We start from the raw sequence: 26,315 nt of genomic DNA, 5'->3' as shown, positions 1-26,315 counted from the left end.
CATATGTTCTTTTTAAGAGAAAAAAGTTGCTCCTATGCGATTCGAAACCTCTAATAGATTAAAATTTGAGATATTTATATTACTTTTGTCGTCTACAATCGACAAGAATAGCATGAACGATAATATGAAAAAAATAAAATTCGTCGTCAATCCTATTTCGGGAACACAAAGTAAAGAATTGATTCTTAGTTTGTTGGATGAAAAAATAGACAAGACGAAATACTCTTGGGAAGTAGTGTATACGGAGAGAGCCGGTCATGCGGTAGAGATAGCTGCCCAAGCTGCGGAAGAAAAAACGGATATGGTGGTAGCTATCGGAGGAGACGGGACAATCAATGAAATAGCTCGTTCATTAGTGCATACTGATACTGCTTTGGGAATTATTCCTTGTGGGTCAGGAAACGGACTTGCACGTCACTTGCATATACCTATGGAACCAAAGAAGGCATTGGAAGTGCTCAATGAAGGCTGCACGGATATTATAGATTATGGTAAGATCAACGGAACGGATTTTTTCTGTACCTGTGGTGTCGGATTCGATGCGTTTGTCAGTCTGAAGTTTGCGCATGCCGGTAAGCGTGGGTTGCTGACTTATTTGGAAAAGACGCTGCAAGAAAGCCTTAAATACCAGCCGGAGACATACGAGCTGGAAACTGAAAATGGAGTATCCAAATATAAAGCCTTTCTTATTGCCTGTGGAAACGCGTCGCAATATGGAAACAATGCCTACATTGCTCCGCAAGCCACGCTGACGGATGGTTTGCTGGATGTGACCATTCTCGAACCGTTTACCGTATTGGACGTGCCTTCGCTTGCCTTTCAACTGTTTAATAAGACGATTGACCAGAATAGCCGCATCAAGACTTTCCGATGTAGGCGGCTGTGTATTCGTCGGGCTGCTCCCGGAGTGGTGCATTTTGACGGAGATCCTATGGAGACGGACGCTGATGTGGATATCAGGTTGATTCAAAGAGGATTGCGCGTAGTAGTGCCACGCGCATTGGAGAAGGATGCCGCCAATGTACTTCAGAGAGCACAAGAATATATGAATGGAATTAAATTGATGAATGAAGCTATTGTTGACAATATAACAGACAAAAACAAGAAAATCTTGAAAAAGCTGACGAAGAAAGTCTGATAAAATAATGGATAACTAATTACGAATTACAAATTATTGCGTACTTTTGCGGAGTTTTGGTTCAGCCAAAATAAAAACGCGAGTGGATAATCGTTTAATTAAAAAAATATATGTTCAGAACACACACATGTGGAGAACTGAGAATCTCTGATGCAAATAAGCAAGTGACGCTGTCCGGATGGGTACAGCGTAGTCGCAAAATGGGAGGAATGACCTTCATCGACCTCCGTGACCGTTATGGAATTACTCAATTAGTATTTAACGAAGAAATCAATGCAGAACTCTGTGAGCGTGCCAATAAGTTGGGACGTGAGTTCGTTATTCAAATCACCGGAACGGTGAATGAACGTTTCAGCAAGAATGCAAATATTCCTACGGGAGACATTGAAATCATTGTTTCCGAACTGAATGTGCTGAACACGGCCATGACTCCTCCGTTCACTATTGAAGACAATACGGATGGCGGTGATGATATCCGTATGAAATACCGCTATTTGGATTTGCGTCGTAATGCCGTTCGTTCCAATCTGGAATTACGTCATAAAATGACTATCGAAGTCCGCAAATATCTTGATAGCCTTGGTTTTATCGAAGTGGAAACACCGGTTCTGATAGGTTCTACTCCGGAAGGAGCGCGTGACTTTGTTGTTCCTTCACGTATGAATCCGGGACAATTCTATGCACTTCCGCAATCTCCGCAGACATTGAAGCAGTTGTTGATGGTATCCGGGTTCGACCGTTATTTCCAGATTGCGAAATGTTTCCGTGATGAAGACCTGCGCGCCGACCGTCAACCGGAGTTCACGCAGATTGACTGTGAAATGAGCTTTGTTGAGCAAGAAGATATTATTACTACTTTCGAAGGGATGGCTAAACATCTGTTTAAGACTCTTCGCGGTGTGGAACTGACCGAACCGTTCCCTAGAATGGCTTGGGCTGATGCCATGAAATATTATGGTAGCGATAAACCGGATTTGCGTTTCGGCATGAAGTTCGTCGAATTGATGGACATCATGAAAGGACATGGATTCTCCGTATTTGATAATGCTGCATATATCGGTGGTATCTGTGCGGAAGGTGCTGCGACTTATACCCGTAAACAGCTGGATGCGTTGACTGAGTTTGTAAAGAAACCTCAGATCGGCGCAAAAGGTATGGTCTATGCCCGTATAGAAGCGGACGGTACGGTGAAATCAAGCGTAGACAAGTTCTATACGCAAGAGGTACTTCAGAAAATGAAGGAAGCGTTCGGAGCTAAGCCGGGTGACTTGATTTTAATTCTTTCCGGTGACGATGCCATGAAAACCCGTAAGCAACTTTGTGAACTTCGTTTGGAAATGGGTTCTCAATTGGGCTTGCGTGACAAGAATAAATTCGTTTGTCTTTGGGTGATTGACTTCCCGATGTTTGAATGGAGCGAGGAAGAAGGTCGTCTGATGGCAATGCATCATCCTTTTACACATCCGAAAGATGAAGATATTCCATTGTTGGATACTGATCCGGCCGCAGTGCGTGCTGATGCATACGATATGGTAGTCAATGGTGTCGAAGTAGGTGGAGGTTCTATCCGTATTCACGATGCGAAACTGCAAGCCAAGATGTTCGAGATTCTGGGCTTTACTCCGGAAAAGGCGGAAGCGCAGTTCGGCTTCCTGATGAATGCCTTTAAGTATGGTGCACCGCCTCACGGTGGTCTTGCATACGGGCTTGATCGTTGGGTGTCTTTATTTGCCGGTCTGGACTCTATCCGTGACTGTATCGCGTTCCCGAAGAACAATTCCGGACGTGATGTGATGCTGGATGCGCCATCTGCAATTGACCAGACTCAACTTGACGAACTGAATTTGATTGTTGATATCAAAGAGTGAAGCAAAGGGTGGGAGTGAAAGAATCGGTACGTATATTTCGTTTTATGGTAATCGGTACGATGAATGCCTTGATAATGGCATTGGTTGTATGGTTGATGATGAAGGAAATATCATTCAACGGTGACTATATAGTGGCTAATATAACAGCGTATCTGATTGCTCAAATCCATAACTTCGTTTGGTGTAAATACTGGATATTCCCTATAGAAAACAAAAAGAACAGTATCTGGAAACAGATACTGCTCTTTTGTTCTGCTTTTGGTCTGGCCTACACGGCACAATTCCTGTTTCTTATTTTATTGGTTGAAGGATTAGACGTGAATGAATACCTCGCACAATTCTTGGGATTGTTTATTTACGGAGGTGTCAACTTCATGGCTAATAAGAAACTGACTTTTCAATAGAATCGCTTAGTCAGTCCCTCGTATTCGTCGATGCGACGATCGCGCAGGAATGGCCACCAGCGACGTACATTCTCAGAACGTTCCATATCAATTTCCACTACCATATTCTCCGGACGGTCATTTCCGGCCTGTGCGAGAAATTCCCCTTGCGGACCCGCAACGAAACTGTTTCCCCAAAATAAGATACCATTTGTCTGTCCGGAAGGATCGGGCTCATGACCTACACGATTGACGGAAATAACAGGAAGACCGTTTGCAACGGCATGAGCACGTTGTGAGATAATCCAGGCATTGAGTTGACGCGCTTTCTCGTCATCCGTGTCGCTACTTTCCCAGCCGATAGCGGTAGGATAGATTAGAAGTTCGGCGCCTTTCAGTGTCATCAGGCGGGCAGCTTCCGGATACCATTGATCCCAACATACCAAGACCCCCAGTTTTCCTAAAGAAGTCTGGATCGGTTCGAAACCTATATCTCCGGGAGTAAAATAAAACTTTTCGTAATATGCAGGATCGTCGGGAATGTGCATTTTCCGATATTTACCGGCGATGCTTCCGTCACGGTCGAAGACAACGGCTGTATTGTGATAAAGTCCCGGCGCGCGTTTCTCGAAGAGGGAAGTTACAAGAACTACCTTATTGGCTGCCGCCAATTCCGAGTAAAATCCGGTGGAAGGTCCGGGAATCGTTTCTGCGAGGTCGAATAAGTTTGTATTTTCTGTCTGGCAGAAGTAAAGCGAATTATGCAATTCCTGAAGAACGATTAACTGTGCGCCGTGCGCAGCACACGCTTCTATGCTTTTGGCGAGATTCATTAGATTGACACGAATGTCCGAAGTATTAGACTGTTGGATAAGTCCGACTTTTATTTTTCTCATGATGAATAATTATTTATTTTATAACTCCTGTTGGATATTGCATGGTGACGCAATGCAAAGAACCATGCTGCTTGATTAGGGCTCGACAATCTATTCCGACTATTTGCCGTCCCGGAAATGCTTGTTGCAACACTTCACCTGCTTTCTTGTCATTTTGCGGCTGATTGTAAGTCGGGTAGAGGATGGCGTCATTTAAAATCAGAAAATTGGCGTATGTGGCGGGAAGACGCTCTCCATCTTCTTCTATCTTGTCCGCCATAGGTAAAGCTAACAGACGATAGGGAGCTCCGGCCAATGTGCGGAATGTTTTTAATTGTTCTTCCATAGCGTGTAGCGCTCCATAATGCTCGTCCTCTTTGTCTTCACATTTCACGTAGGCGATGGTGTCGGTAGAGCAGAAACGGGCTAAAGTATCAATATGACTGTCGGTATCATCGCCTGCAAGGTAGCCGTGATCCAACCAAAGGACTTGCTGGAGATGGAAAACCGATTTTAAATAATCTTCTATCTCCACTTGGTTAAGACGCTCATTACGGTTGGAAGAGAGCAGACATTCGGAAGTGGTGAGCAGTGTGCCCATTCCATCGCTCTCGATAGAGCCACCCTCGAGTATGAAATCAAGCCGATTGACGTATTGGCCGTTTAAAGCTCCGGCTTCTACGGCTTGCCTGGTGATTTGATTGTCCAGTTCGGAAGCATATTTTAGTCCCCAGCCGTTAAATGCGAAGTCTAGCAATGAGGGAGTACCTGTGTCAATCATGGTTATAGCTCCGTGGTCACGTGCCCAAGTGTCGTTGGTGGCACATTGCAGAAAGCGTACATTGTTCATATTGACGGTAGCAGCTATTTGTTGCTTCACCTTTTCAAGTTCGGGGGTGACGATTAGTAACAGTTCCCGTTTTGCTATTTCTTGGGCGATATTTATGAAACATTGCTGTACTTCTTCCAGCATATATGCCCAATCCGTACCGGCGTGCGGCCACGTCAATTGTATGCCGCTTTGCGTATGCCATTCGGCAGGCAGATAAGGTGCTCTCATTTCTACCTGTACGGTCATATTTTTACCGAAGTTTAATTGCAAATCTTTCTCCGAGCCGCTAGGGCTGGGCAATCCAACCATGATTCCCATCAGACTTTTCTATTTAGTTATTTATATCTATTTCTTTTTTGCGAGTATGATATCAATCTTTGTTCTCCTGTTTTGGCTTCCGGTCGAAGAACGGATTTTTTGATGATGCGCTTACCGGAATCGCCATTACCGTTTTGCAGTCTTTCAGCCAGTTCAGACGTTGTGCTGCAAGTCCGGCAGAGAACATTACCCGTGTATCTACACGCAGATCGGCTGCTGTTGCACAGGCAGAGCCTATCGCAATACCTACGTCAATACTATTCAGGGCACATGGAACGCCTTCTGTACGTCCGGCGCAAGTTGAGAATCCGCAATGACCGCAATTCAGTCCCTGTGCTTGCTCGCGCGTTCCTATTAATATAACGCATTCGGCATTTAGTATGTTGTCTGCATCCCGTAGAAAGAATTTCATTCCATGTTCTTCCACCATCTTTATCATAGTGTCCGATAATTGCTTGATTTCTTCATCGGTAATTAGCGCCACTTCAATAATATCTATCCCTTTTCCTTTGGGGGCAGTGCGTGCAGCGGTCATTATCTGGCGTGCTGCTTGCAGTATGTGCTCATGACGAGCGTCTCTTTCGTTTAGTATCATAACTTTTCTAGAATTAATTAGTCAGGCAAAGATAATATTTTATTCGAAGAGATGAATAAGTGCTTTGTTTAAATAATAGAGGTTATTGAAAAAGCCACTGATATAAAAGGAAATAGTGTCGCATTTATAACTTGAACTTAGGCTTAGGCTACTAGAGATTTATTTTTATTTCATCTCTCATATCTCTCATAAATTGGATGTAATGTTCATATTATCAGTAATATGCTGCAATGAGAGATGTTTTGTTTTCATGCATCTCTCATGGTTTTTCCATGTATCTCTCATACATTTCTCATATATCTCTCATTACAATCTAACGGTTGTTTATAGGTGAAGCTACTTATATTGTTGGGTTATCTAGCCGCCATTGACGGATTATTTAGCCATCATTGATGGATTATTTAGCTTGCATTTCAATCGTTCCACTATAGTGAATGGTTTCGTGCACTAGAGTGAACAGTACTGTCTACTCTAGTAAACAGATCTGTTCACTAGAGTAGAACGGTTTGAATGTTTATTTGATAATGTGACAAACTAGTTGATATACAATATATTGTATGTTGATTGATACATGAACTACCGTTAGCTTTTGTATGAAATGTAAGGTATGCGCGCTTCAACTCTTATTGCTTTCCGGAATGGCTAAGAAATATTATAATATATGGTATAGATGAATTGATATTTTTATTGTATATTTGTGTCGTTTTCCACGCCGATATCTTTGTATAAAGGTAGATGGGTGGGGGATTGTTATATTAAAGAAAGACGTTTACTTGACGTTTTGTCTTTGGCTGTTTGGAACTTCGAACACTTTAAACAGTAGTCAAAACAAAGCAACAGTAGATGTCTGCGGGATATGTTTATATCTATAAGAATACTTTTTATAGAAAAAGTGTTCTTAGTTTATACATATCGGCGTGGGCTTCTGCGTTGCTCGTTCAGACTACTGCGGGCAGTTCGAAGGCCTCAAACAGCGGGACGAGTAACAGGTACAGATTCCCGCGCTTTTCTTTTTATAATAAATACTTTTCTAAGAATATGAATCGTCCGATTCGGGAATCTGAGGGCAAAAACTTATAATTATGAAATTGAGTTTTTTATTACTGATTAGTTTTTGTTTCTATTTAAACGGTAACGCACAAACGTCTTTGACAGAACCTGATTTTATAGGTGAAGTCGTGGCTTTATCGAAAGACGGAGAGGGAATTGTATTGGAAAAAGTAAATGCTCAAGTCAAAGTGAAAGACCAGCTAATGGGGCTTGAGAAGAAGATTTATGTTCAAGGGAAAAAATCGTCAATAAGATTATCTAAAGGAAAAATACAATTAATAGTTCGGGCTGTAGATAATAATACTGACCCCATGTCTATTGTTCGGGTATTTAAATTTTCAGTTGGAAAGACAAGGAAAGCTACTGTAGCAAAACAAAATGAAATAACGGGTAACGTATCCGAAAATCATTTTAAATATGTCTCCTTTTCTGGTAAAAAATATGGAACTAGTTCATACTTGCTCACAATAAATAACATAGGTGAAGGTGAATATGGTATAACCATAAATAATCCGAATAAAGTTGACGAAAAAATGCTAATTGTTTCATGTTTCGGAGTGGATTAAATAAGGATGCGGTTTGAATAGGTTTGAATAAGAATATCATTCTAATATTTTATATTATGCAAATTGATAATATTTGGAATAATATCCTGGATTGGTTTAATGATCGTTCAGAACGTAGTAGATTGATTCGCAGTTTCAACGCTGCTGCTCGTGAATCTTTTATACAAGGAGTAGCTCCGACAATGCTTAAGGTAAGTCTTTCAAAAGGAAACAGAGAATATAAACATCAATTTTCCGCATGGATGAATTCAGGCTTTCGTATCCAAGCTCTTTCTGGTCGTCCTTTATCTAAAGATGAAATGATGTTTATTGGACAAACAATATTGAACGATACAATATTGGTTAGACGATTGGTTGCTCTTGGCTGGGATACGTTAGAAGTGCATGATGATAGTGGCATATATGGATGCCGTTGGAAATTGATAGACTATGCAAGTATAGGAGGGTTATTGACATGAGAGCAGATAGCTTGGAAATAGAAAATTTACATCCAATAGTAGAAACAACGAAAGAGTTGGACAAAATGTGGTTGTATTGCATCATTGGGATTATAATATTTTTTATTTGTTTAATTGGGATGCTTTGGACATATTTTCATTCAGAGCGTTTGGACTTGAAACGTCACTTGCAACAGAAAGGAAAAGAGCCTGATTTCAAAAATATAATGGACAGTGCATTTAGAGCTAAAAAACTTTATGATGAACTTAAAGGAAAATGCCATCCGGATAATTTTTCTACAAATTTGATTTTGTTTGATAAAGCGACCGAGATATTCGCTCTGATAGTTGAGAATAAATATAACTATCGTGAACTCATTCTTCTAAAAGAGCGTGCAGAAAAAGAATTGAATATTAATATCTAAAAGAAATATGATATGGAAGGAATATTTTTATTAGTAGTTGCTGTAGCATTGGCTTATGGAGTTGGATGTATGGGGCGCAATCGTAAGATTGGCTTTGGATGGGCTTTTTTCTTTGCTTTAATCAATGTGATATTAGGACTGATTATTGTTTTGTGTTCAAAGAAAAAGGATGTGAGTTTTGTTAATATAGATAAGGAGAATAAATAATGAGAATACTGGGCTGGATATTATTGATTTTAGGAATACTTTCTTTTGTAGGGGCTGCTTCGCAAGGAAATAGTATCATAGGACCTGTGTTTTTCGGGGGACTTGGTGCATATTTGCTTTCACGGGCAAATAAGAAAAAACAAGAAGAGCATGATAAAGATAAATGGATAAACGGACATAACGTATGAAAATGACAAAAGAAGAAGTAAAAACAGACAAGAATAAAAGTCATTCTTAGTTTTAAGTTCTCGGGTACAAAAGTTTTTTTGTACCCGACTTTGTTTTATTGAGTAGAAAAAGCTTATCTTTGTATCTATCAACTCTAAAAATATGAGTATAAATGAGTAATAAGATATATCCGATTGGCATACAGAACTTTGAAAAGATACGAAAAGGAGGCTATTGCTATATAGATAAAACGGCTTTGATCTACCAAATGGCAAAAACGGGTAGCTATTATTTCTTGAGCCGCCCTCGTCGTTTTGGGAAAAGTTTGCTGCTTTCTACACTTGAAGCTTATTTTCAAGGAAAGAAAGAATTATTCGAGGGGTTGGCTATAAAAAAATTGGAAAAGGAATGGCTTACATATCCTATTCTTCATATTGACCTTAACACAGAAAAATATGATACACCGGCAAGTTTGGAAAATAAACTGAATCGTGTATTAGTGGAGTGGGAGAAAATGTATGGAGCCGAACCTGCCGAGACCTCTCTTGCCATGCGTTTTGAGGGGATAATCGGACGTGCCTGTGAGAAGGAGGGGCAAAGTGTTGTTATTCTCGTGGATGAATATGATAAACCCATGTTGCAAGCTATCGGCAATGATGTACTTCAAGAGAGTTTTCGTAATACATTAAAAGCTTTTTATGGAGCTTTGAAAAGCAAGGACGGCTGTATCAGATTTGCTATGCTTACCGGAGTAACTAAGTTTGGTAAAGTAAGTGTATTTAGTGATTTGAATAATTTGGAGGATATCTCTATGCGTCAGCAATATGTAGAGATATGTGGAATCAGTGAACGTGAACTCTATGAAAATTTTGAAACTGAACTGCATGAATTTGCTGACGAGCAAGGGTTGACGTATGATGGAATATGCACTGAAATGCGTGAAAGATACGACGGCTATCATTTTACTCATAACTCAGTGGGTATCTATAATCCATTTAGCGTATTGAATACTCTCAAATATAATGTGTTTGGTAACTATTGGTTTGAAACGGGTACACCTACCTATTTGGTTGAATTATTGAAAAAACATCATTATGATCTTCACCGAATGGCACATGAAGAAACTAGTGCCGATGTTCTGAATAGTATTGATTCCACTTCCGATAATCCTATTCCTGTAATCTATCAGAGTGGTTATTTGACGATTAAAGGTTACGACAACCGTTTTGATAGTTATCGTTTAGGTTTCCCGAATCGTGAGGTGGAAGAAGGGTTTGTAAAATATCTTATGCCTTTTTACGCTAATACCAGTGCTGTAGAAGCTTCTTTTGAAATTCAGAAGTTTGTCCGTGAGGTAGAATCCGGAGACTACAACTCTTTCTTCCATCGTCTTCAAAGCTTCTTTGCGGATACTCCCTATGAATTGATTCGTGATCTGGAATTACATTATCAAAATGTTCTTTTTATCGTATTTAAACTTGTCGGTTTTTATGTAAAAGCGGAATATCATACTAGTCAAGGACGTATTGATCTCCTTTTGCAAACAGATAAGTTTATTTATATTATGGAGTTTAAATTAGAAGGTACGGCTGAGGAGGCTTTACAGCAGATAAATGAGAAGCATTATGCTAGGCCCTTTGAAAATGACGGGCGAAGGATTTTTAAGGTAGGAGTGAATTTTAGTGCCAAGACTCGGAATATTGAAAGATGGATAGTGGAATAAGTATTATAATATGAATGTTTCTTATGTGCTTTTGATGAGAATTTTAGAAAGATGAGTCATGTTGCATATCAATAATGCCTGTATTGCTTTTGGGACAGAAGTGCTTTTCTCCGGTTTTAATCTGAATCTGGAACAGGGAGAAACCGCTTGCATCGTGGGGCAGTCCGGTTGCGGAAAAACTTCATTGTTGAATGCGGTGATGGGATTTGTGCCGTTAAGAGAAGGGACCATTCAAGTGGGAGGGACATTGCTGGATATATCGACCATAGATGTCGTCCGGCGACAGATTGCATGGATTCCCCAAGAATTGGCACTGCCGTTTGAGTGGGTGAAAGATATGGTTACCCTTCCGTTTGAGCTGAAAGTGAATCGTTCCGTACCCTTTTCGGAGGAGAGATTATACGCTTGTTTTGACGAATTGGGTTTGGAACACGAATTATATGCAAAGAGAGTGAATGAGGTATCCGGCGGACAGCGCCAGCGTATAACATTGGCTGTGGCTGCAATGCTTGATAAACCGTTGATTATCATTGACGAACCGACGTCTACATTGGATGCGGGGGCGACTGATAAAGTATTGTCTTTTTTTCGGCGGCAGGCAGAAAGAGGGGCGGCAGTGTTGGCGGTATCTCACGACAAAGACTTTGCAGCGGGATGCCATTATGTAATAGAACTATAATTAAGAACCAGATAGAATACTAAACTATATAGTGGGAACGATTGACATATCATATTATAATCTTCTTGTAGGTTTGCTTCTGCTTGCCATTCCATTCTTTTATCTGTGGAAATTCAAGACAGGACTGCTAAAACCTGCTGTGATTGGCACATTACGGATGATTATCCAACTGTTTCTTATCGGTATGTATCTGAAATACCTCTTTTTATGGAATAATCCTTTTATTAATTTCCTTTGGGTGGTCGTTATGATATTTGTAGCCGGACAAACCGCATTGGTACGTACCCAGTTGAAACGAAGTATTCTGTTAATCCCCATTACGGTCGGCTTTTTCTGTAGTGTTGTGTTAATAGGGCTTTACTTTATCGGGGTTGTCCTTCAATTGGATAATATTTTCAGTGCCCAATATTTTATTCCGATATTCGGTATTCTGATGGGGAATATGTTGTCGAGCAATGTTATCGCTTTGAATACCTATTATAGCGGGCTGAAACGTGAACAACAATTGTATCGGTATTTATTGGGGAATGGGGCTACAAGGCAGGAAGCCCAAGCTCCATTTATCCGGCAGGCCATTATTAAATCTTTCAGTCCTTTGATTGCGAATATCGCGGTCATGGGGCTGGTTGCTTTTCCCGGTACGATGATCGGGCAGATTCTGGGGGGAAGCAGCCCGAATGTCGCTATCAAATATCAAATGATGATTATGGTGATTACTTTCGCCGCATCCATGTTGTCGTTGATGATTACTATCTCATTGGCTTCACGACGTTCGTTCGATGCATACGGAAAACTGTTGGAAGTGACTAAAGAATCCAAGAAATGACAGTCACACGAAAAAAACGATGAGGAAGTTATGCGCATAACTATTTAATTTATTATCTTTGCAACCAAATTTTCTATCAATAATGAAAATTAAGCAAATAGTAAGCGCCCTTGAACGATTCGCGCCTCTGCCATTGCAAGACGGATTTGATAATGCCGGCCTGCAAATCGGATTGACAGAAGCGGAAGCAACAGGGGCTTTGTTGTGTCTTGACGTTACCGAAGCAGTGCTGGATGAAGCTATCGCATTGGGGTACAACCTCGTTATATCACATCATCCGCTCATTTTCAAAGGCTATAAATCCATTACGGGCAAAGATTATGTGGAACGTTGCATACTGAAGGCAATAAAGAATGATATTGTGATCTATTCAGCGCATACTAATCTGGATAATGCATACGGGGGAGTTAACTATAAGATAGCTGAAAAAATAGGTTTGAAGAATCTGCAAGTGCTTGAACCGAAAGAGAACAGCCTGCAAGACGACTTGACGCAGGCAGGTGCGGGTATTGTGGGCGAATTGGATGAACCTGAAACAGAACTTGAATTCCTGAAACGTATAAAGAAAACTTTTGAGGTAGGCTGTGTACGTCATAATAGACTGACAGGCAGGGAGATACAGAAAGTAGCGTTGTGTGGTGGCGCAGGAGCTTTTTTGCTTCCACAGGCCATCCGGGCAGGTGCGGATGTCTTTATCACGGGTGAAATTAAATATCATGATTATTTTGGTCATGAGGGCGATATTCTGATGGCGGAAATCGGTCATTATGAAAGCGAACAATATACAAAAGAAATTTTTTATTCTATAATCCGGGATTTATTTCCAAATTTTGCACTCCAATCGAGTAAAATAAATACGAATCCCATAAAATATTTATAAGTAAAATGGCTAGAGAAGCAAAAAAAGATCCGAATGAGTTGACGGTAGAACAGAAACTGAAGACACTGTTCCAGCTGCAAACTATGTTGTCTAAGATTGACGAGATCAAAACATTGAGAGGTGAACTTCCGTTGGAAGTGCAAGACCTTGAAGATGAGATTGCCGGTTTGAGTACTCGTATCGACAAGATTAAAGCTGAAGTAGATGAATTGAAAGCTGCTATTGCCGGTAAGAAGGTAGAGATTGAAACGGCTAAGGCTTCGGTTGAAAAATATAAGTCACAGCAAGACAATGTTCGCAACAACCGTGAATATGACTTCCTGACAAAAGAAATTGAATTCCAGACGTTGGAGATCGAGCTTTGTGAGAAGAGAATCAAGGAGTATTCTGCAGACAAAGAAGAGAAAGAGGGTGAAGTTGTGAAAAACGAACAGGTCTTGGATGAAAGACAAAAAGACCTCGAACAGAAGAAGAGCGAGTTGGATGAGATTATCTCTGAAACCAAGCAGGAAGAAGAAAAGTTGAGAGACAAAGCCAAAGATCTGGAAACTAAAATTGAGCCGCGTCTATTGCAGTCATTCAAACGTATACGTAAAAATTCTCGTAACGGACTGGGTATCGTATATGTACAACGTGACGCGTGCGGTGGTTGCTTTAACAAGATTCCGCCTCAGAGACAATTGGATATCCGCTCTCGTAAGAAGGTGATCGTTTGCGAATATTGCGGACGTATCATGATTGACCCGGAATTGGCTGGTGTACAGATTGAACACAAGGCTGAAGAAGCTCCCGCGCCAACAACCAAAAGAGCGATCAGAAGAAAAAGTGCAGAATAATCTACCGCTTTTTGATTATATATTTCAAAGCTCCGCATCATGCGGGGCTTTTTTTATCCCCTTTCTTAACATACCCAAAATAAACAAACCAAACCTTTGGTTGTTATCATATCATTTCATAAAAACCTGAACTGATATGAATATACGAATGTGGGGCATATCGCTCTTTATGTTTTTTTCTACTGTATCTGCGGTTGGGCAAACTGCAAACCGTTATCTGAAGGCGCCTCTTCCTGATGAATGGGAGGAGAGTGGACAAGTATTTCAACAGACGCTTCCTGTGGATGATTATTGGTGGAAATCTTTCCGGGACACCAAGCTGGATTCTCTGATCGCTTTGGCGGTAGACCGCAATTTCTCTGTTGCGATGGCTATTAACCGCATATCTGCTGCTCGTGCCAATCTTTGGATGGAGCGCAGTAACTTTTTCCCTTCTATCGGATTGAATGCCGGATGGACTCGCGAGGAGACAAGCGGCAATATCAGTACCGCTCCTCAATCTACGGAACATTATTATGGCGCATCACTCAGTATGAGTTGGGAAGTGGATGTATTCGGCAGTATCCGTAAGCGTGTGAAAGCGCAGAAAGAGAATTTTGCTGCAAGTAAAGAGGAGTATACGGGGGTGATGATTTCTATGGCGGCCGAGGTGGCCTCAGCTTATATCAATCTACGGGAATTTCAGCAGCAGCTTGAGGTGGTGAAGAAGAATGTCGCTTCGCAGGAAAAAGTGCTGAAAATCACGGAAGTACGTTATAACACCGGACTTGTTGCTAAATTGGACGTGGCACAGGCTAAGTCGGTTTTGTATAGCACGAGAGCGTCCATTCCACAATTGGAAGCAGGTATCAACCAGTATATCACGACACTAGCCGTTTTGCTTGGAATGTATCCTCAGGAGATTCGTCCGGTGCTGGAAACGGTGGGGACTTTACCCGATTATATGGAACCGATCGGAGTGGGTATGCCTGTCGATTTATTATTGAGAAGACCCGATGTACGGAGTGCGGAACGGAATGTGAATGCGCAGGCAGCGTTACTCGGAGCTTCTAAGGCCGATTGGTTGCCGAAAGTTTTTCTGAAAGGTTCGTTTGGCTATGCTGCCCGCGATTTAAAGGATCTGGTGAAGAGTAAAAGCATGACTTATGAGATTGCTCCGGCATTGAGTTGGACAATCTTCAGTGGAGGACAATTGGTAAATGCCACCAGACTGGCAAAAGCTCAATTGGACGAAACGATCAATCAATTTAATCAAACGGTTCTGACTGCTGTGCAGGAAACGGATAATGCGATGAATGCTTATCGTAATTCCATCAAGCAGATTGTGGCGTTGAGGGAGGTGCGCAATCAAGGTGTGGAGACGTTGAAACTTTCTTTAGAACTTTATAAACAGGGGCTTTCACCGTTCCAGAATGTGCTCGACGCCCAACGTTCTCTGCTATCTTATGAGAATCAGCTGGTGCAAGCGGAAGGCAGTTCGTTATTACAACTGATAACCCTTTATAAAGCATTGGGCGGAGGCTGGAGAGAATAAAAAAGAATCTATAAATAAAAAATATAACCGAACGGATATGAAAAAACTAATGTATATCTTTCTTGCGCTACCCATATTGACAGGATGCAAGGAGAAGAAAAGCACAGGAGCAATGGGAGGAATGCCTACTCCTGAAATTAGCGTGGCTAAACCGGTAGTGAAGGACATTACTCTGACGAAAGATTACCCGGGATACCTGACAACGGAGCAAACGGTAAATCTTGTGGCCAGGGTAAACGGGACTTTGCAGTCTACCTCCTATACTCCGGGAGGAAGGGTAAAGAAAGGACAGTTACTTTTTGTCATCGAGCCTACATTATATAAGGATAAGGTGGAACAGGCGAAAGCGGATCTGCAAACAGCTCAGGCGCAGCTGGAGTACGCACGCAGTAATTACAGCCGTATGAAAGAGGCTATCAAAAGTGATGCGGTGAGTCAGATACAACTGCTACAGTCGGAAGCCAATGTGACAGAGGGGATCGCGGCTGTGAATAATGCGGAAGCCGCTTTGAGTACGGCGCATACGAATCTGGGATATTGTTATGTGCGTGCTCCGTTTGACGGGACTATCACGAAATCGACTGTGGACATAGGGAGTTATGTGGGAGGATCTTTACAGCCCGTTACTTTGGCTACTATCTATAAGGATAATCAGATGTATGCGTATTTTAATGTAGCGGACAATCAGTGGTTGGGCATGGCGATGAATGACAATCAATCGGCAAAGAACCTGCCGCAAAAGATTATGGTACAATTAGGTAAGGATGGCACGGAGTCTTATCCTGCCGTGTTGGATTATTTATCCCCGAATGTGGATATGAGTACGGGAACATTGATGGTACGCGCTAATTTTGATAATCCGAAAGGGCTTTTGAAAAGCGGGTTGTATGTGAGCATAACTCTTCCTTATGGCGAAGCCTCAAATGCTGTATTGGTGAAGGAAGCTTCTATAGGAACGGATCAGTTAGGTAAATTTCTGTATGTCGTAAATGACTCGAACATAGTTCGTTACCGTCATATTGAGGTGGGGCAGTTAATGGGTGATACCCTGCGTCAGGTATTGGAGGGCATTTCTCCTCAAGAGCGGTATGTCACGGAAGCTCTGATGAAAGTCAGAGATGGAATGAAGGTAAAGCCTGTACCTTAAAGAGTAGTTCTTTCATTTCAAGTATTAATCCTAAACTTATAGATCTATGTTTTCTAAATTTTTTATAAACCGACCGATCTTCGCTACGGTGCTTGCATTGCTTATTGTGGTAGCCGGTCTGGTGACACTAAATATATTGCCGGTAGCGCAATTTCCGGAGATTACACCACCGACGGTACAAGTATCGGCCGTTTATCCGGGTGCAAATGCCGAGACGGTAGCCCAAACGGTAGGTATTCCTATCGAACAGCAGGTGAATGGAGTAGATGGTATGCTTTATATGTCTTCCAACTCTTCATCTTCGGGAGCATACTCCCTGACTATCACTTTTGCCGTTGGAACGGATATTGACATGGCAACCGTGCAAGTGCAAAACAGGGTGAGTATCGCGCAATCATCACTTCCGGAACCGGTGGTGGTGCAGGGAGTGACTGTACAGAAACAATCTTCGAACATCGTTATGTTCTTGACGATGGCTTCGCAGGATTCTGTCTATAACAGTTTGTACCTTACCAACTATGCGAAATTAAATCTTGTCGACCAATTAACCCGTGTGCCGGGGGTCGGTGCGGTAAATGTCATGGGAGCCGGAGATTATTCTATGCGTGTCTGGCTGGATCCTGAAGCTATGCGGATTCGCAATATTTCACCGCAACAAGTCTATCAGGCCATTCAGGCGCAGAACGTAGAGGTTTCTGCCGGGTATATCGGTCAACCTATCGGACAGGATAATAAGAATGCGTTTCAGTATACGTTGAATGTGCAGGGGAGACTTACCTCACCGGAACAGTTTGGCAATATCATCATCCGTACGGAAAAGGACGGAGCAATGCTTCGCCTGAAAGATATTGCACGGATTGATCTGGGTTCTGCTTCTTATGGAGTGGTATCCCGGCTGAATGGGAAACCTACGGCTGCCATCGCTATTTATCAGCAACCGGGATCCAACTCATTGGATGTATCGAAAGGGGTGAAAGCCAAAATGGAGGAATTGGGAGCGAACTTTCCGTCAGGTGTTACTTATAACGTTACGTTGGATACAACGGATGTGATTCATGCTTCCATTGATGAAGTGATGGTGACGTTCTTTGAGACTACTTTGCTGGTGGTGCTTGTTATTTTCTTGTTCCTTCAGAATTGGAGGGCGGTTATTATTCCTTGTCTCACCATTCCGGTCTCTTTGATTGGTACTCTTGCTGTGATGGCGGCATTTGGCTTCTCTATCAATACATTGACGTTGTTCGGATTGATTTTGGCAGTCGCCATTGTGGTGGATGATGCGATAGTGGTGGTGGAGAACGCTTCGAGGTTACTGGAAACCGGACAATACTCGCCTCGCGAAGCGGTAACAAAAGCGATGGGAGAGATTACCGGCCCTATTGTCGGCGTGGTTCTTGTGTTGCTTGCCGTATTTGTTCCTACTATGTTGATTAGTGGAATTTCCGGCCAGCTATATAAGCAGTTTGCGTTGACTATTGCTGCTTCGACCGTGTTGAGCGGTTTTAATTCATTGACGTTGACACCTGCGCTTTGCGCGCTTTTTCTCGAAAAGAGCAAACCTTCCAAATTTTTTATCTATCGGGGATTCAATAAGGCTTATGATAAAACGCAGGGAGTATATGACGGAATCGTTAAATGGCTGCTTAAACGACCGGGATTTAGTTTTATCTCTTATGCCATTTTGACAGTTATTGCCGTTCTTCTATTTATGCGCTGGCCTTCTACGTTTGTTCCCGATGAAGATGACGGATATTTCATTGCTGTGGTTCAATTGCCTCCTGCTGCCAGTCTGGAGCGTACACAAGCGGTTGGAAATCAAATTAATGCCATACTTGATTCGTACCCTGAGGTACAAAACTATATAGGTATTACCGGTTTTTCCGTTATGGGAGGTGGTGAGCAGAGTAATTCGGCTACTTATTTTGTCGTACTGAAAAACTGGAACGAAAGGAAAGGGAAGGAGCACACGGCTGCCGCTGTAGTCAACCGTTTCAACGGTGAGGCGTATATGACAATTCAAGCTGGGCAGGTGTTTGCTATGGTTCCACCGGCTATTCCGGGATTAGGAGCTTCGGGAGGTCTGCAGCTTCAGGTAGAGGATAGGAAAAATCTGGGACCTACGGAGATGCAGCAGGCTATCGATGCTTTATTGGCTTCTTACCATACAAAACCTGCTCTGGCTTCTATATCCAGCCAGTATCAAGCAAATGTACCGCAGTATTTTTTGAATATCGATCGGGATAAAGTTCAATTTATGGGTATTGCCTTGAATGATGTCTTTTCTACGCTGGGATATTATATGGGAGCGGCGTATGTGAATGATTTTGTAGAGTTCGGACGTATCTATCAGGTGAAGATCGAGGCGCGTGATCAGGCGCAAAGGGTGATTGATGATGTGCTGAAGTTGAGTGTGCCGAATTCTGCGGGAGAGATGGTGCCTTTCTCTTCTTTTACTAAAGTAGAAGAACAGTTGGGGCAAGATCAGATTAACCGGTATAATATGTATTCTACTGCGGCTTTGACCTGCAATGTGGCTCCGGGAAGCAGTACGGGGCAGGCTATTCAAGAGATGGAGGCTTTGTTCAAGGAACAGTTAGGTGATGAATTCGGGTATGAATGGACTTCTGTTGCATACCAGGAAACGCAGGCTGGGAATACAACGACCATTGTTCTGGTCATGGCTTTGATTGTTGCATTTTTAGTGTTGGCTGCGCAGTACGAAAGTTGGACTAGTCCGGTAGCGGCGGTTATTGGTTTGCCGGTAGCATTGTTGGGAGCGATGATTGGTTGTCTGATAATGGGGACTCCGGTAAGTATTTATACGCAGATTGGTATTATCCTGTTGATTGCGCTTTCGGCAAAGAACGGAATTCTGATTGTGGAGTTTGCCCGTGATTTCCGCGCTGAGGGGAATTCTATCCGTGATGCGGCGTTTGAAGCGGGACATGTTCGTCTGCGACCGATTTTAATGACATCATTTGCTTTCGTTTTGGGAGTAATGCCGTTGTTGTTTGCTACCGGTGCAGGTGCGGAAAGCCGTATCGCACTGGGGGCTGCAGTGGTATTCGGTATGGCAATGAATACGTTGCTGGCTACGGTTTATGTACCTAATTTCTATGAGCTGATGCAGAAATTGCAAGAGAAATTCGGTGGGAAAAAGAAGGTGGCGGGATGATGTAATCATCCCGTAGGTTTCATGTAATGATCGATTTATAAAGAAGCATAGTCCGGAATATCTCTCAGAAAAGTATAGCTCTGATTTTCATAATCCATGCGGCAGCAATAGTGCTGCATTCCGTTGCTGACAATCAGGTAATCTACTTTCAGTACCATATTGTATCGGGTAATCTGATCGAAAACGGCTTGCGTGATTTCTACATGGGGAGCTTTATACTCCACAATCATCCGGGCGGACAGGTCTCTCCGGTAGAGTACTGTATCGCATCTTTTAGTTGTACCGTTCAGCTTCACCATTACTTCGTTCGCTAATAGAGCGGATGGGTATCCTTTGTGTGCAATAAGAAAGTGTACAAAGTGTTGTCGTACCCATTCTTCGGGAGTAAGGGCGACATATCGTTTGCGAATCACGTCAAAAATTACATTTTTTCCGTTTCGTACGTTTATTTTAGTGTCGAATACTGGTAGGTTTAACGATAACATTTATTATTTTTGTAAGTTAAATAACGGGTTCCTTTATTTGGAACCGCAAATTTAATGAAATTATGAAAACAAAAGAAGAAATCGTAGCTAATTGGCTGCCACGTTACACAAAACGTAACTTGGAGGATTTTGGAGAGTATATACTGTTGACTAACTTCAACAAGTACGTAGAGATTTTCGCCAATCAATTTGATGTCCCAATATTGGGTAGGGATGCTAATATGATTTCTGCCAGTGCCGAAGGAATTACAATGATTAATTTTGGTATGGGGAGCCCTAATGCCGCCATTATCATGGATTTGCTGGGTGCTATCCGCCCGAAGGCATGTCTGTTTCTTGGTAAATGCGGTGGTATCGACAAGAAGAATCATCTTGGAGATTTGATTCTTCCCATTGCGGCAATTCGTGGCGAGGGAACTTCTAATGACTATTTTCCGCCTGAGGTTCCGGCGTTGCCTGCATTTATGTTGCAGCGTGCCGTTTCTTCATCGATTCGTGACTATGGACGTGACTATTGGACAGGAACTGTTTATACTACGAATCGTCGTATTTGGGAACATGATGAAACATTCAAGGAGTATCTGAAAAAGACTCGCGCAATGGCAGTTGATATGGAAACGGCAACATTGTTTAGTTGTGGCTTTGCCAATCATATTCCTACCGGTGCATTGCTGTTGGTTTCCGATCAACCGATGACTCCGGATGGGGTGAAAACAGACAAGAGCGATAGCCTGGTTACCAAAAATTATGTGGAAGAACATGTGGAAATAGGTATTGCCTCTTTGCGTATGATTATTGATGAAAAGAAAACTGTAAAACACTTGAAATTTGACTGGTAATTCCCGGTCTTGAAAGATATTATGGCAAAACAAGAACTGACGTGTGATGATATTCTCAAGGAGTTGAGTGCTAAACAATATCGTCCTGTCTATTATTTGATGGGGGAAGAATCGTATTATATCGACCTGATTGCAGATTATATAACAAATAATGTGTTGAATGAAACGGAAAAGGAGTTCAATTTAACCGTGGTATATGGTGCCGATGTAGATGTGGCTACTGTCATAAATGCAGCAAAGCGTTATCCGATGATGTCCGAACATCAGGTGGTAGTGGTAAAGGAGGCGCAGGCAATCCGCAATATGGAAGAGTTGTCTTATTATCTTCAAAAACCACTCCTGTCTACTATTCTGGTAATATGCCATAAGCATGGTACGTTGGATCGTAGAAAGAAGTTAGCAGCCGAAATTGAAAAGGTGGGCGTATTGTTTGAATCGAAAAAAATAAAAGAGGCCCAACTTCCTGCTTTCATATCTTCTTATATGAAGCGTAAAGGTGTGGATATGGAGCCTAAGGCAACAGCCATGTTGGCTGATTTTGTAGGTTCTGATTTGAGCCGACTGACGGGGGAACTGGAAAAGCTGATCATCACTTTACCTGCTGGTCAGAGACGTGTAACACCTGAGCAGATAGAAAAGAATATCGGTATAAGCAAGGATTATAATAACTTTGAATTGCGGAGCGCACTTGTCGAAAAGGATATCCTTAAAGCAAATAAGATAATAAAATATTTTGAGGAAAACCCGAAAACGAATCCAATACAGATGACTTTGTCACTGTTGTTCAACTTCTATTCTAATCTGATGTTGGCATATTATGCGCCTGATAAATCAGAGCAGGGAGTTGCTAATATGTTAGGACTGAAAACGACTTGGCAGGCTAAAGATTATATAGCTGCTATGAGAAAATATACTGGTGTAAAGACAATGCAAATCGTTGGTGAAATACGATATGCGGATGCAAAGTCAAAGGGAGTAAAGAACAGTTCAATGACAGATGGAGATATTCTTCGCGAATTAGTGTTTAATATTTTGCATTAGTAGGAGCGTTTTTGGTATATAAGAGAAGACATCTACTTTTACTATAAATAGAATAAAGTAGATGTCTTTTCTTATATCCTCTGAAATATGTTTTCTTTTGGACGGTGTAAGTCTATATTTTGAATAAAAAAACGAACAATAATTTCTATATACTTTCCTTATCTTTTCATGGCTACTTCCTCATCCTTTGGACTTTTTCATTTATTCATTCATCTCCTTTTCATTCATCTCAATTTTATTCGGTGGTGTCCCAAATATCATTCTTTCGTCGAATAGGCGTTTTTCTCTTCACAAGAAACTTCACAGAAAAATTTGAATTCCTATCTTGCTTTAAATATCATTTTGATAGTTTGGAGATTAATAGTGGTGATTTTCTTGCTTTTCTCTATTTAAACTAAAAAACAGAGTCATAAAATGTGAAGTAAATATTTGTATAACAATGTATTATGCAGAATTAGACCTTCCTAGAATTGAAAAAAAACATCGAAATGGGCTAATGGACGGAAATATTGCAAGGATTTGGTCTTTTAGGTTAGAATGTCAAAGATGATTTGAAGAAACCATAATATACATTCGTGAATAATAGCTTTTTTTCTTTATTTTATTGCAAGTGCAACTTCTTCTATTTACGTTTGTGTATTTTGTGTTATATATTTGTAATTAATACTCTTGTGAATGTTATACATTTATACTTTATTAGCTGGTTGTATAAATGTAAAATAGATAGTTTACAAAGATAGAGTATTTAGTATAAATGTAGTAGGAGAGTGATTAATAGTTATTTATAGGTATGCCATATCATTAAATATCAGTTATATATATACCATTATTTGATTTTGAACTGTAAATTAGAACTTTATGTGGCATTTATTTTTGTGAATATCACTGTTTTTACTCATTATTGTTATGTGTAATTTACTTATTATCAGATGGTAACGTGTATTTATTAAACAATGACTATGATATGTAAATAGGCTCTTTTATCTATGTATACAATCGTAATATTTCAAATGTGAATAATAATATAGTTTTGTGATATCAATATTTTTATAATTGTAATTTGCTTTTGTGAATTTAAATGTTTACTTTTGTATTGTGTTTAAACTTTGATATATTTTTGTGAAAACATCATTTAGTGCGTGGAATTATAACTTTCAATAAAGGCAGTATGGAAATAAAAGACAGAATTAGAATGATTATGGAAAGGGAAAAGGTTCCCCCCAGAGTTTTTGCCGAAACAATCGGGGTTCAGCAGTCTACTCTTTCTCATATTTTAAATGATAGAAATAAACCGAGTCTGGAAGTAGTCATGAAAGTTCACCAGACTTATAGCTATGTAAATCTCGAATGGCTATTATATGGAAAAGGTGAAATGCTTGCTTCTGCAGAAAGTGCTTCATTGGTATCTTCTAATGGAGATTATCAACCTTCTTTGTTTGACGAGAATCCTGTAAATTCGACCAAAGAGACGATTGGTCTGGAAAATCGCAAGGAAATTGCATTAAGAGGCACTGAAAATGTAGCTAAAGAGGTTGTAAAACAGGAAATTAGGTATATAGAAAAGCCTGTTAGGAAAATCACTGAAATAAGAATTTTCTTTGATGATAATACCTATGAAACGTTTAGACCTGAAAAATAAGAGGTAAAATCGCTCGTTTGAGCAAATTCCTGTATCTTTGCACCCGGAATACGAATTTATACTTTTTATATCCATACATGAAGAAATTTATTTTAGATCTGACGGTTACGGAGAATATTAAATTGCATACTAATTATGTATTGCTAAAATTGACATCTCCATCGTTGCTGCCCGAAATGTTTCCTGGGCAGTTTGCCGAACTCCGGGTGGACGGTTCGCCTACTACATTCTTGCGTCGTCCTATTTCTATTAACTTTGTAGATAAACAACGAAATGAAGTATGGTTTCTGATCCAGTTAGTCGGAGATGGTACAAGACGTTTGGCAGAGGTAAAATCAGGCGATGTGATTAATACGGTACTTCCGTTAGGAAATGGCTACACAATGCCTCAAAAGGCCTCTGATAAGCTCCTGCTAGTGGGTGGAGGTGTCGGAACAGCTCCTATGTTGTTTTTGGGTGAGCAATTGGCTAAAAACGGTCATAAACCTACCTTTCTTTTAGGCGCTCGTAGTGATAAGGATCTTTTGCAGTTGGAAGAATTCGCTAAATATGGTGAGGTGTATACTACTACTGAAGATGGTAGTTACGGAGAAAAGGGATATGTTACTCAACATTCTATATTAGGCAAAGTACAATTTGAGCAGATTTACACTTGTGGTCCCAAACCTATGATGATGGCTGTGGCAAAATATGCCAAAAGTAATCAGATAGAATGTGAAGTCTCTTTGGAAAATACGATGGCTTGTGGTATCGGTGCATGTTTATGTTGTGTGGAAAATACGACAGAAGGTCACTTATGTGTATGTAAAGAAGGTCCTGTTTTTAATATAAAGAAACTATTATGGCAGATTTAAGTGTAAATATTGGCGAATTGAAAATGAAGAATCCGGTGATGACAGCATCCGGTACATTTGGATACGGTGAAGAGTTCTCTGACTTCATTGATATAGCGCGAATAGGTGGTATTATTGTAAAGGGTACTACTCTTCACAAACGTGAAGGGAATCCTTATCCACGTATGGCTGAGACTCCTTCGGGGATGTTAAACGCTGTGGGACTGCAAAATAAGGGCGTTGAGTACTTTGTAGAACATATATATCCTCGCATAAAAGACATAGAAACGAATATGATTGTAAACGTTTCGGGTTCTACTATCGAAGATTATGTGAAAACAGCCGAAATTATTAATGAACTTGACAAAATTCCTGCTATAGAGTTAAATATTTCCTGCCCCAATGTAAAGCAAGGTGGTATGGCTTTTGGTGTGTCAGCAAAAGGTGCGTCAGAAGTGGTGAAAGCAGTACGTTCTGCTTACAAAAAGACACTTATCGTAAAACTCTCTCCAAACGTCACAGATATCACTGAAATAGCTCGTGCAGCGGAAGAAAGTGGTGCAGATAGTGTATCATTAATCAATACATTATTGGGAATGGCAATCGATGCGGAGCGTAGACGTCCTATTTTATCCACTATAACAGGTGGAATGTCCGGAGCTGCCGTAAAACCTATCGCATTACGTATGGTATGGCAAGTTGCTAAAGCGGTAAATATTCCTGTCATAGGATTAGGCGGGATTATGGATTGGAAAGATGCGGTTGAATTCATGCTTGCGGGTGCATCTGCTATCCAGATCGGTACGGCAAATTTCATAGATCCGGCTGTTACCATCAAAGTGGAAGATGGTATAAATAATTACTTAGATAGACATGGATATAAGTCTGTGAAGGAAATTATAGGTGCGCTTGAGGTATAACTGCAAACATACAATAACTATTCGCACTAGATATATGAGAAAAATGCTATTCTGCCTTCAAGTTTTGATCTGTGAGATTGAATATGAAATGGTGAACGAATAAGATGTTTGTGTTTAGTGTGAAGAGTGAAGGCTAAAATCTCCAAGCGGAGGATATAATAAAAACGACAGCAGGAAATAACTCATTTCCTGCTGTCGTTTTTATTTACATATTGTTTTTATTCTTCCAGCAAGTCGGGACGAAGTTTCTTTGTACGCTCCAAAGATTGTTGCAGTTCCCATTCTTTAATCTTGGCTTCATGACCGGATAAAAGAATCTCGGGAACTTTCCAGCCTTTATAGTCGGCAGGGCGAGTATATACAGGTGCTGCCAGCAAATTATCTTGGAAAGAATCGGAAAGTGCAGATTGTTCGTCGGAGATGACTCCCGGAATGATGCGTACAATAGCGTCGGCCATGACTGCCGCAGCTAATTCGCCACCTGTCAGGACGTAATCTCCGATACTGATTTCTTTAGTGATCAGGTGCTCGCGGATACGATAGTCAATTCCTTTGAAATGTCCGCAAAGGATAATAAGATTCTGTGCTAAAGACAGATTGTTGGCCATAGGCTGGTTGAATTGTTCTCCGTCGGGGGTTGTGAAGATTACTTCATCGTACTCTCGCTCCGCTTTGAGAGCATTGATGCAACGCTCGATAGGCTCTATTTTCATGACCATTCCGGCAAAGCCGCCAAAAGGATAATCATCGACACGGCGGTATTTGTCTTCAGTGTAGTCACGCAGATTGTGAATATGGATTTCTGCAAGTCCTTTGTTCTGAGCCCGTTTCATAATGGAACAATTGAAGAATCCCTCAATCATTTCGGGCAAAACCGTTATAATATCAATACGCAT

General features: G+C 41.0%; 26 protein-coding genes. 21 read left to right on the top strand and 5 right to left on the bottom strand.

Going from position 1 to position 26,315, the window contains the following annotated elements; translation table 11 throughout:
* Positions 1–112 precede the first annotated feature (112 nt).
* From GD630_RS06340 to GD630_RS06330, 3 genes are all read left to right on the top strand, one after another.
* Positions 113–1,138, top strand: a complete 1,026-nt coding sequence (locus GD630_RS06340) for a diacylglycerol/lipid kinase family protein (protein ID WP_182505721.1) — start codon at positions 113–115, stop codon at positions 1,136–1,138.
* 110 nt (positions 1,139–1,248) lie between these two features.
* A complete protein-coding gene (gene aspS / locus GD630_RS06335) occupies positions 1,249–3,006 on the top strand; it encodes an aspartate--tRNA ligase (RefSeq protein ID WP_007753377.1) in 1,758 nt (585 codons plus the stop codon).
* 14 nt (positions 3,007–3,020) lie between these two features.
* Positions 3,021–3,410, top strand: coding sequence for a GtrA family protein (locus tag GD630_RS06330; RefSeq protein WP_029425870.1), 390 nt, complete (start codon positions 3,021–3,023; stop codon positions 3,408–3,410).
* Here GD630_RS06330 and GD630_RS06325 read toward each other — a convergent pair.
* Genes GD630_RS06325 through GD630_RS06315 form a run of 3 tightly spaced genes read right to left on the bottom strand, consistent with a single transcriptional unit; the run spans position 3,404 to position 6,009 of the window.
* Positions 3,404–4,285, bottom strand: a complete 882-nt coding sequence (locus GD630_RS06325) for a carbon-nitrogen hydrolase (RefSeq protein ID WP_007753383.1) — start codon at positions 4,283–4,285, stop codon at positions 3,404–3,406. The genes GD630_RS06330 and GD630_RS06325 overlap by 7 nt on opposite strands.
* A gap of 13 nt (positions 4,286–4,298) precedes the next feature.
* Positions 4,299–5,414, bottom strand: coding sequence for an agmatine deiminase family protein (locus GD630_RS06320; protein WP_143866082.1), 1,116 nt, complete (start codon positions 5,412–5,414; stop codon positions 4,299–4,301).
* A gap of 52 nt (positions 5,415–5,466) precedes the next feature.
* Positions 5,467–6,009: a ferredoxin domain-containing protein gene (locus GD630_RS06315; RefSeq protein WP_143866080.1), complete on the bottom strand. Its 543-nt coding sequence runs from the start codon at positions 6,007–6,009 to the stop codon at positions 5,467–5,469.
* A 1,082-nt stretch (positions 6,010–7,091) separates the two neighbouring features.
* Between GD630_RS06315 and GD630_RS06310 the strand changes: the two genes are divergently transcribed.
* The 13 genes from GD630_RS06310 (at position 7,092) to GD630_RS06250 (ending at position 19,662) form a co-directional block, all read left to right on the top strand.
* A complete protein-coding gene (locus tag GD630_RS06310) occupies positions 7,092–7,625 on the top strand; it encodes a hypothetical protein (protein ID WP_143866078.1) in 534 nt (177 codons plus the stop codon).
* Positions 7,626–7,681: 56 nt separating this feature from the next.
* Complete coding sequence (locus GD630_RS06305; RefSeq protein WP_143866076.1) at positions 7,682–8,083, top strand: hypothetical protein; 402 nt, start codon at positions 7,682–7,684, stop codon at positions 8,081–8,083.
* Complete coding sequence (locus GD630_RS06300; protein ID WP_143866074.1) at positions 8,080–8,487, top strand: hypothetical protein; 408 nt, start codon at positions 8,080–8,082, stop codon at positions 8,485–8,487. Before GD630_RS06305 ends, GD630_RS06300 begins: the two co-directional genes overlap by 4 nt.
* A 12-nt stretch (positions 8,488–8,499) precedes the next feature.
* Complete coding sequence (locus GD630_RS06295) at positions 8,500–8,694, top strand: hypothetical protein (RefSeq protein WP_143866072.1); 195 nt, start codon at positions 8,500–8,502, stop codon at positions 8,692–8,694.
* Positions 8,694–8,882, top strand: a complete 189-nt coding sequence (locus GD630_RS06290) for a hypothetical protein (protein WP_143866070.1) — start codon at positions 8,694–8,696, stop codon at positions 8,880–8,882. Before GD630_RS06295 ends, GD630_RS06290 begins: the two co-directional genes overlap by 1 nt.
* 152 nt (positions 8,883–9,034) lie before the next feature.
* Positions 9,035–10,585: an ATP-binding protein gene (locus tag GD630_RS06285; protein WP_143866069.1), complete on the top strand. Its 1,551-nt coding sequence runs from the start codon at positions 9,035–9,037 to the stop codon at positions 10,583–10,585.
* Positions 10,586–10,643: 58 nt separating this feature from the next.
* A complete protein-coding gene (locus tag GD630_RS06280) occupies positions 10,644–11,264 on the top strand; it encodes an ABC transporter ATP-binding protein (protein ID WP_143866067.1) in 621 nt (206 codons plus the stop codon).
* 31 nt (positions 11,265–11,295) lie between these two features.
* On the top strand, positions 11,296–12,090 hold the full coding sequence (locus GD630_RS06275; RefSeq protein WP_007760493.1) for an ABC transporter permease: 795 nt from the start codon (positions 11,296–11,298) through the stop codon (positions 12,088–12,090).
* Between the two features lie 82 nt (positions 12,091–12,172).
* Positions 12,173–12,970 carry a Nif3-like dinuclear metal center hexameric protein gene (locus GD630_RS06270; protein WP_143866066.1) on the top strand — a complete coding sequence of 266 codons (798 nt, stop codon included), beginning with the start codon at positions 12,173–12,175 and terminating at the stop codon, positions 12,968–12,970.
* 5 nt (positions 12,971–12,975) lie between these two features.
* On the top strand, positions 12,976–13,806 hold the full coding sequence (locus GD630_RS06265; protein ID WP_007760483.1) for a zinc ribbon domain-containing protein: 831 nt from the start codon (positions 12,976–12,978) through the stop codon (positions 13,804–13,806).
* 136 nt (positions 13,807–13,942) lie between these two features.
* Positions 13,943–15,340, top strand: a complete 1,398-nt coding sequence (locus tag GD630_RS06260; protein WP_143866064.1) for an efflux transporter outer membrane subunit — start codon at positions 13,943–13,945, stop codon at positions 15,338–15,340.
* 37 nt (positions 15,341–15,377) lie between these two features.
* Positions 15,378–16,487: an efflux RND transporter periplasmic adaptor subunit gene (locus GD630_RS06255; RefSeq protein ID WP_182505720.1), complete on the top strand. Its 1,110-nt coding sequence runs from the start codon at positions 15,378–15,380 to the stop codon at positions 16,485–16,487.
* Positions 16,488–16,533: 46 nt separating this feature from the next.
* A complete protein-coding gene (locus tag GD630_RS06250) occupies positions 16,534–19,662 on the top strand; it encodes an efflux RND transporter permease subunit (protein ID WP_007760478.1) in 3,129 nt (1,042 codons plus the stop codon).
* Positions 19,663–19,697: 35 nt separating this feature from the next.
* On the opposite strand, the gene GD630_RS06245 is transcribed toward GD630_RS06250, so the two are convergent.
* On the bottom strand, positions 19,698–20,147 hold the full coding sequence (locus GD630_RS06245) for a type I restriction enzyme HsdR N-terminal domain-containing protein (RefSeq protein ID WP_007753411.1): 450 nt from the start codon (positions 20,145–20,147) through the stop codon (positions 19,698–19,700).
* Positions 20,148–20,209: 62 nt separating this feature from the next.
* On the opposite strand from GD630_RS06245, the gene GD630_RS06240 reads away from it, so the two are divergent.
* The 5 genes from GD630_RS06240 (at position 20,210) to GD630_RS06220 (ending at position 25,419) form a co-directional block, all read left to right on the top strand.
* On the top strand, positions 20,210–20,986 hold the full coding sequence (locus GD630_RS06240; RefSeq protein ID WP_007760475.1) for an AMP nucleosidase: 777 nt from the start codon (positions 20,210–20,212) through the stop codon (positions 20,984–20,986).
* A gap of 21 nt (positions 20,987–21,007) precedes the next feature.
* Positions 21,008–22,027: a DNA polymerase III subunit delta gene (gene holA / locus GD630_RS06235; protein ID WP_143866062.1), complete on the top strand. Its 1,020-nt coding sequence runs from the start codon at positions 21,008–21,010 to the stop codon at positions 22,025–22,027.
* A gap of 1,168 nt (positions 22,028–23,195) precedes the next feature.
* Positions 23,196–23,666, top strand: a complete 471-nt coding sequence (locus GD630_RS06230) for a helix-turn-helix domain-containing protein (protein ID WP_143866060.1) — start codon at positions 23,196–23,198, stop codon at positions 23,664–23,666.
* 77 nt (positions 23,667–23,743) lie between these two features.
* Entirely contained in the window at positions 23,744–24,520 is a 777-nt protein-coding gene (locus GD630_RS06225; RefSeq protein ID WP_143866058.1) for a dihydroorotate dehydrogenase electron transfer subunit, read from the top strand.
* Positions 24,508–25,419, top strand: a complete 912-nt coding sequence (locus GD630_RS06220) for a dihydroorotate dehydrogenase (RefSeq protein ID WP_143866056.1) — start codon at positions 24,508–24,510, stop codon at positions 25,417–25,419. Before GD630_RS06225 ends, GD630_RS06220 begins: the two co-directional genes overlap by 13 nt.
* Positions 25,420–25,637: 218 nt before the next feature.
* Here GD630_RS06220 and trmD read toward each other — a convergent pair whose 3' ends face one another.
* A complete protein-coding gene (gene trmD / locus GD630_RS06215; protein WP_007753437.1) occupies positions 25,638–26,315 on the bottom strand; it encodes a tRNA (guanosine(37)-N1)-methyltransferase TrmD in 678 nt (225 codons plus the stop codon).

This window comes from Bacteroides zhangwenhongii, assembly GCF_009193325.2.
GTDB classification, from domain to species: domain Bacteria; phylum Bacteroidota; class Bacteroidia; order Bacteroidales; family Bacteroidaceae; genus Bacteroides; species Bacteroides zhangwenhongii.
Note: the sequence above shows the minus strand (reverse complement) of the source record. Positions and strands in the feature narration are given on the sequence as shown.

Bases quoted from the DNA above. Each gene is read 5' to 3' on its own strand.
- GD630_RS06340 (WP_182505721.1), top strand. From the start codon at position 113: ATGAACGATAATATGAAAAAAATAAAATTCGTCGTCAATCCTATTTCG.
- aspS (WP_007753377.1), top strand. From the start codon at position 1,249: ATGTTCAGAACACACACATGTGGAGAACTGAGAATCTCTGATGCAAAT.
- GD630_RS06325 (WP_007753383.1), bottom strand. From the start codon at position 4,285: ATGAGAAAAATAAAAGTCGGACTTATCCAACAGTCTAATACTTCGGAC.
- GD630_RS06320 (WP_143866082.1), bottom strand. From the start codon at position 5,414: ATGGGAATCATGGTTGGATTGCCCAGCCCTAGCGGCTCGGAGAAAGAT.
- GD630_RS06315 (WP_143866080.1), bottom strand. From the start codon at position 6,009: ATGATACTAAACGAAAGAGACGCTCGTCATGAGCACATACTGCAAGCA.
- GD630_RS06310 (WP_143866078.1), top strand. From the start codon at position 7,092: ATGAAATTGAGTTTTTTATTACTGATTAGTTTTTGTTTCTATTTAAAC.
- GD630_RS06305 (WP_143866076.1), top strand. From the start codon at position 7,682: ATGCAAATTGATAATATTTGGAATAATATCCTGGATTGGTTTAATGAT.
- GD630_RS06300 (WP_143866074.1), top strand. From the start codon at position 8,080: ATGAGAGCAGATAGCTTGGAAATAGAAAATTTACATCCAATAGTAGAA.
- GD630_RS06295 (WP_143866072.1), top strand. From the start codon at position 8,500: ATGGAAGGAATATTTTTATTAGTAGTTGCTGTAGCATTGGCTTATGGA.
- GD630_RS06290 (WP_143866070.1), top strand. From the start codon at position 8,694: ATGAGAATACTGGGCTGGATATTATTGATTTTAGGAATACTTTCTTTT.
- GD630_RS06285 (WP_143866069.1), top strand. From the start codon at position 9,035: ATGAGTAATAAGATATATCCGATTGGCATACAGAACTTTGAAAAGATA.
- GD630_RS06280 (WP_143866067.1), top strand. From the start codon at position 10,644: ATGTTGCATATCAATAATGCCTGTATTGCTTTTGGGACAGAAGTGCTT.
- GD630_RS06270 (WP_143866066.1), top strand. From the start codon at position 12,173: ATGAAAATTAAGCAAATAGTAAGCGCCCTTGAACGATTCGCGCCTCTG.
- GD630_RS06265 (WP_007760483.1), top strand. From the start codon at position 12,976: ATGGCTAGAGAAGCAAAAAAAGATCCGAATGAGTTGACGGTAGAACAG.
- GD630_RS06260 (WP_143866064.1), top strand. From the start codon at position 13,943: ATGAATATACGAATGTGGGGCATATCGCTCTTTATGTTTTTTTCTACT.
- GD630_RS06255 (WP_182505720.1), top strand. From the start codon at position 15,378: ATGAAAAAACTAATGTATATCTTTCTTGCGCTACCCATATTGACAGGA.
- GD630_RS06250 (WP_007760478.1), top strand. From the start codon at position 16,534: ATGTTTTCTAAATTTTTTATAAACCGACCGATCTTCGCTACGGTGCTT.
- GD630_RS06245 (WP_007753411.1), bottom strand. From the start codon at position 20,147: ATGTTATCGTTAAACCTACCAGTATTCGACACTAAAATAAACGTACGA.
- GD630_RS06240 (WP_007760475.1), top strand. From the start codon at position 20,210: ATGAAAACAAAAGAAGAAATCGTAGCTAATTGGCTGCCACGTTACACA.
- holA (WP_143866062.1), top strand. From the start codon at position 21,008: ATGGCAAAACAAGAACTGACGTGTGATGATATTCTCAAGGAGTTGAGT.
- GD630_RS06230 (WP_143866060.1), top strand. From the start codon at position 23,196: ATGGAAATAAAAGACAGAATTAGAATGATTATGGAAAGGGAAAAGGTT.
- GD630_RS06225 (WP_143866058.1), top strand. From the start codon at position 23,744: ATGAAGAAATTTATTTTAGATCTGACGGTTACGGAGAATATTAAATTG.
- GD630_RS06220 (WP_143866056.1), top strand. From the start codon at position 24,508: ATGGCAGATTTAAGTGTAAATATTGGCGAATTGAAAATGAAGAATCCG.
- trmD (WP_007753437.1), bottom strand. From the start codon at position 26,315: ATGCGTATTGATATTATAACGGTTTTGCCCGAAATGATTGAGGGATTC.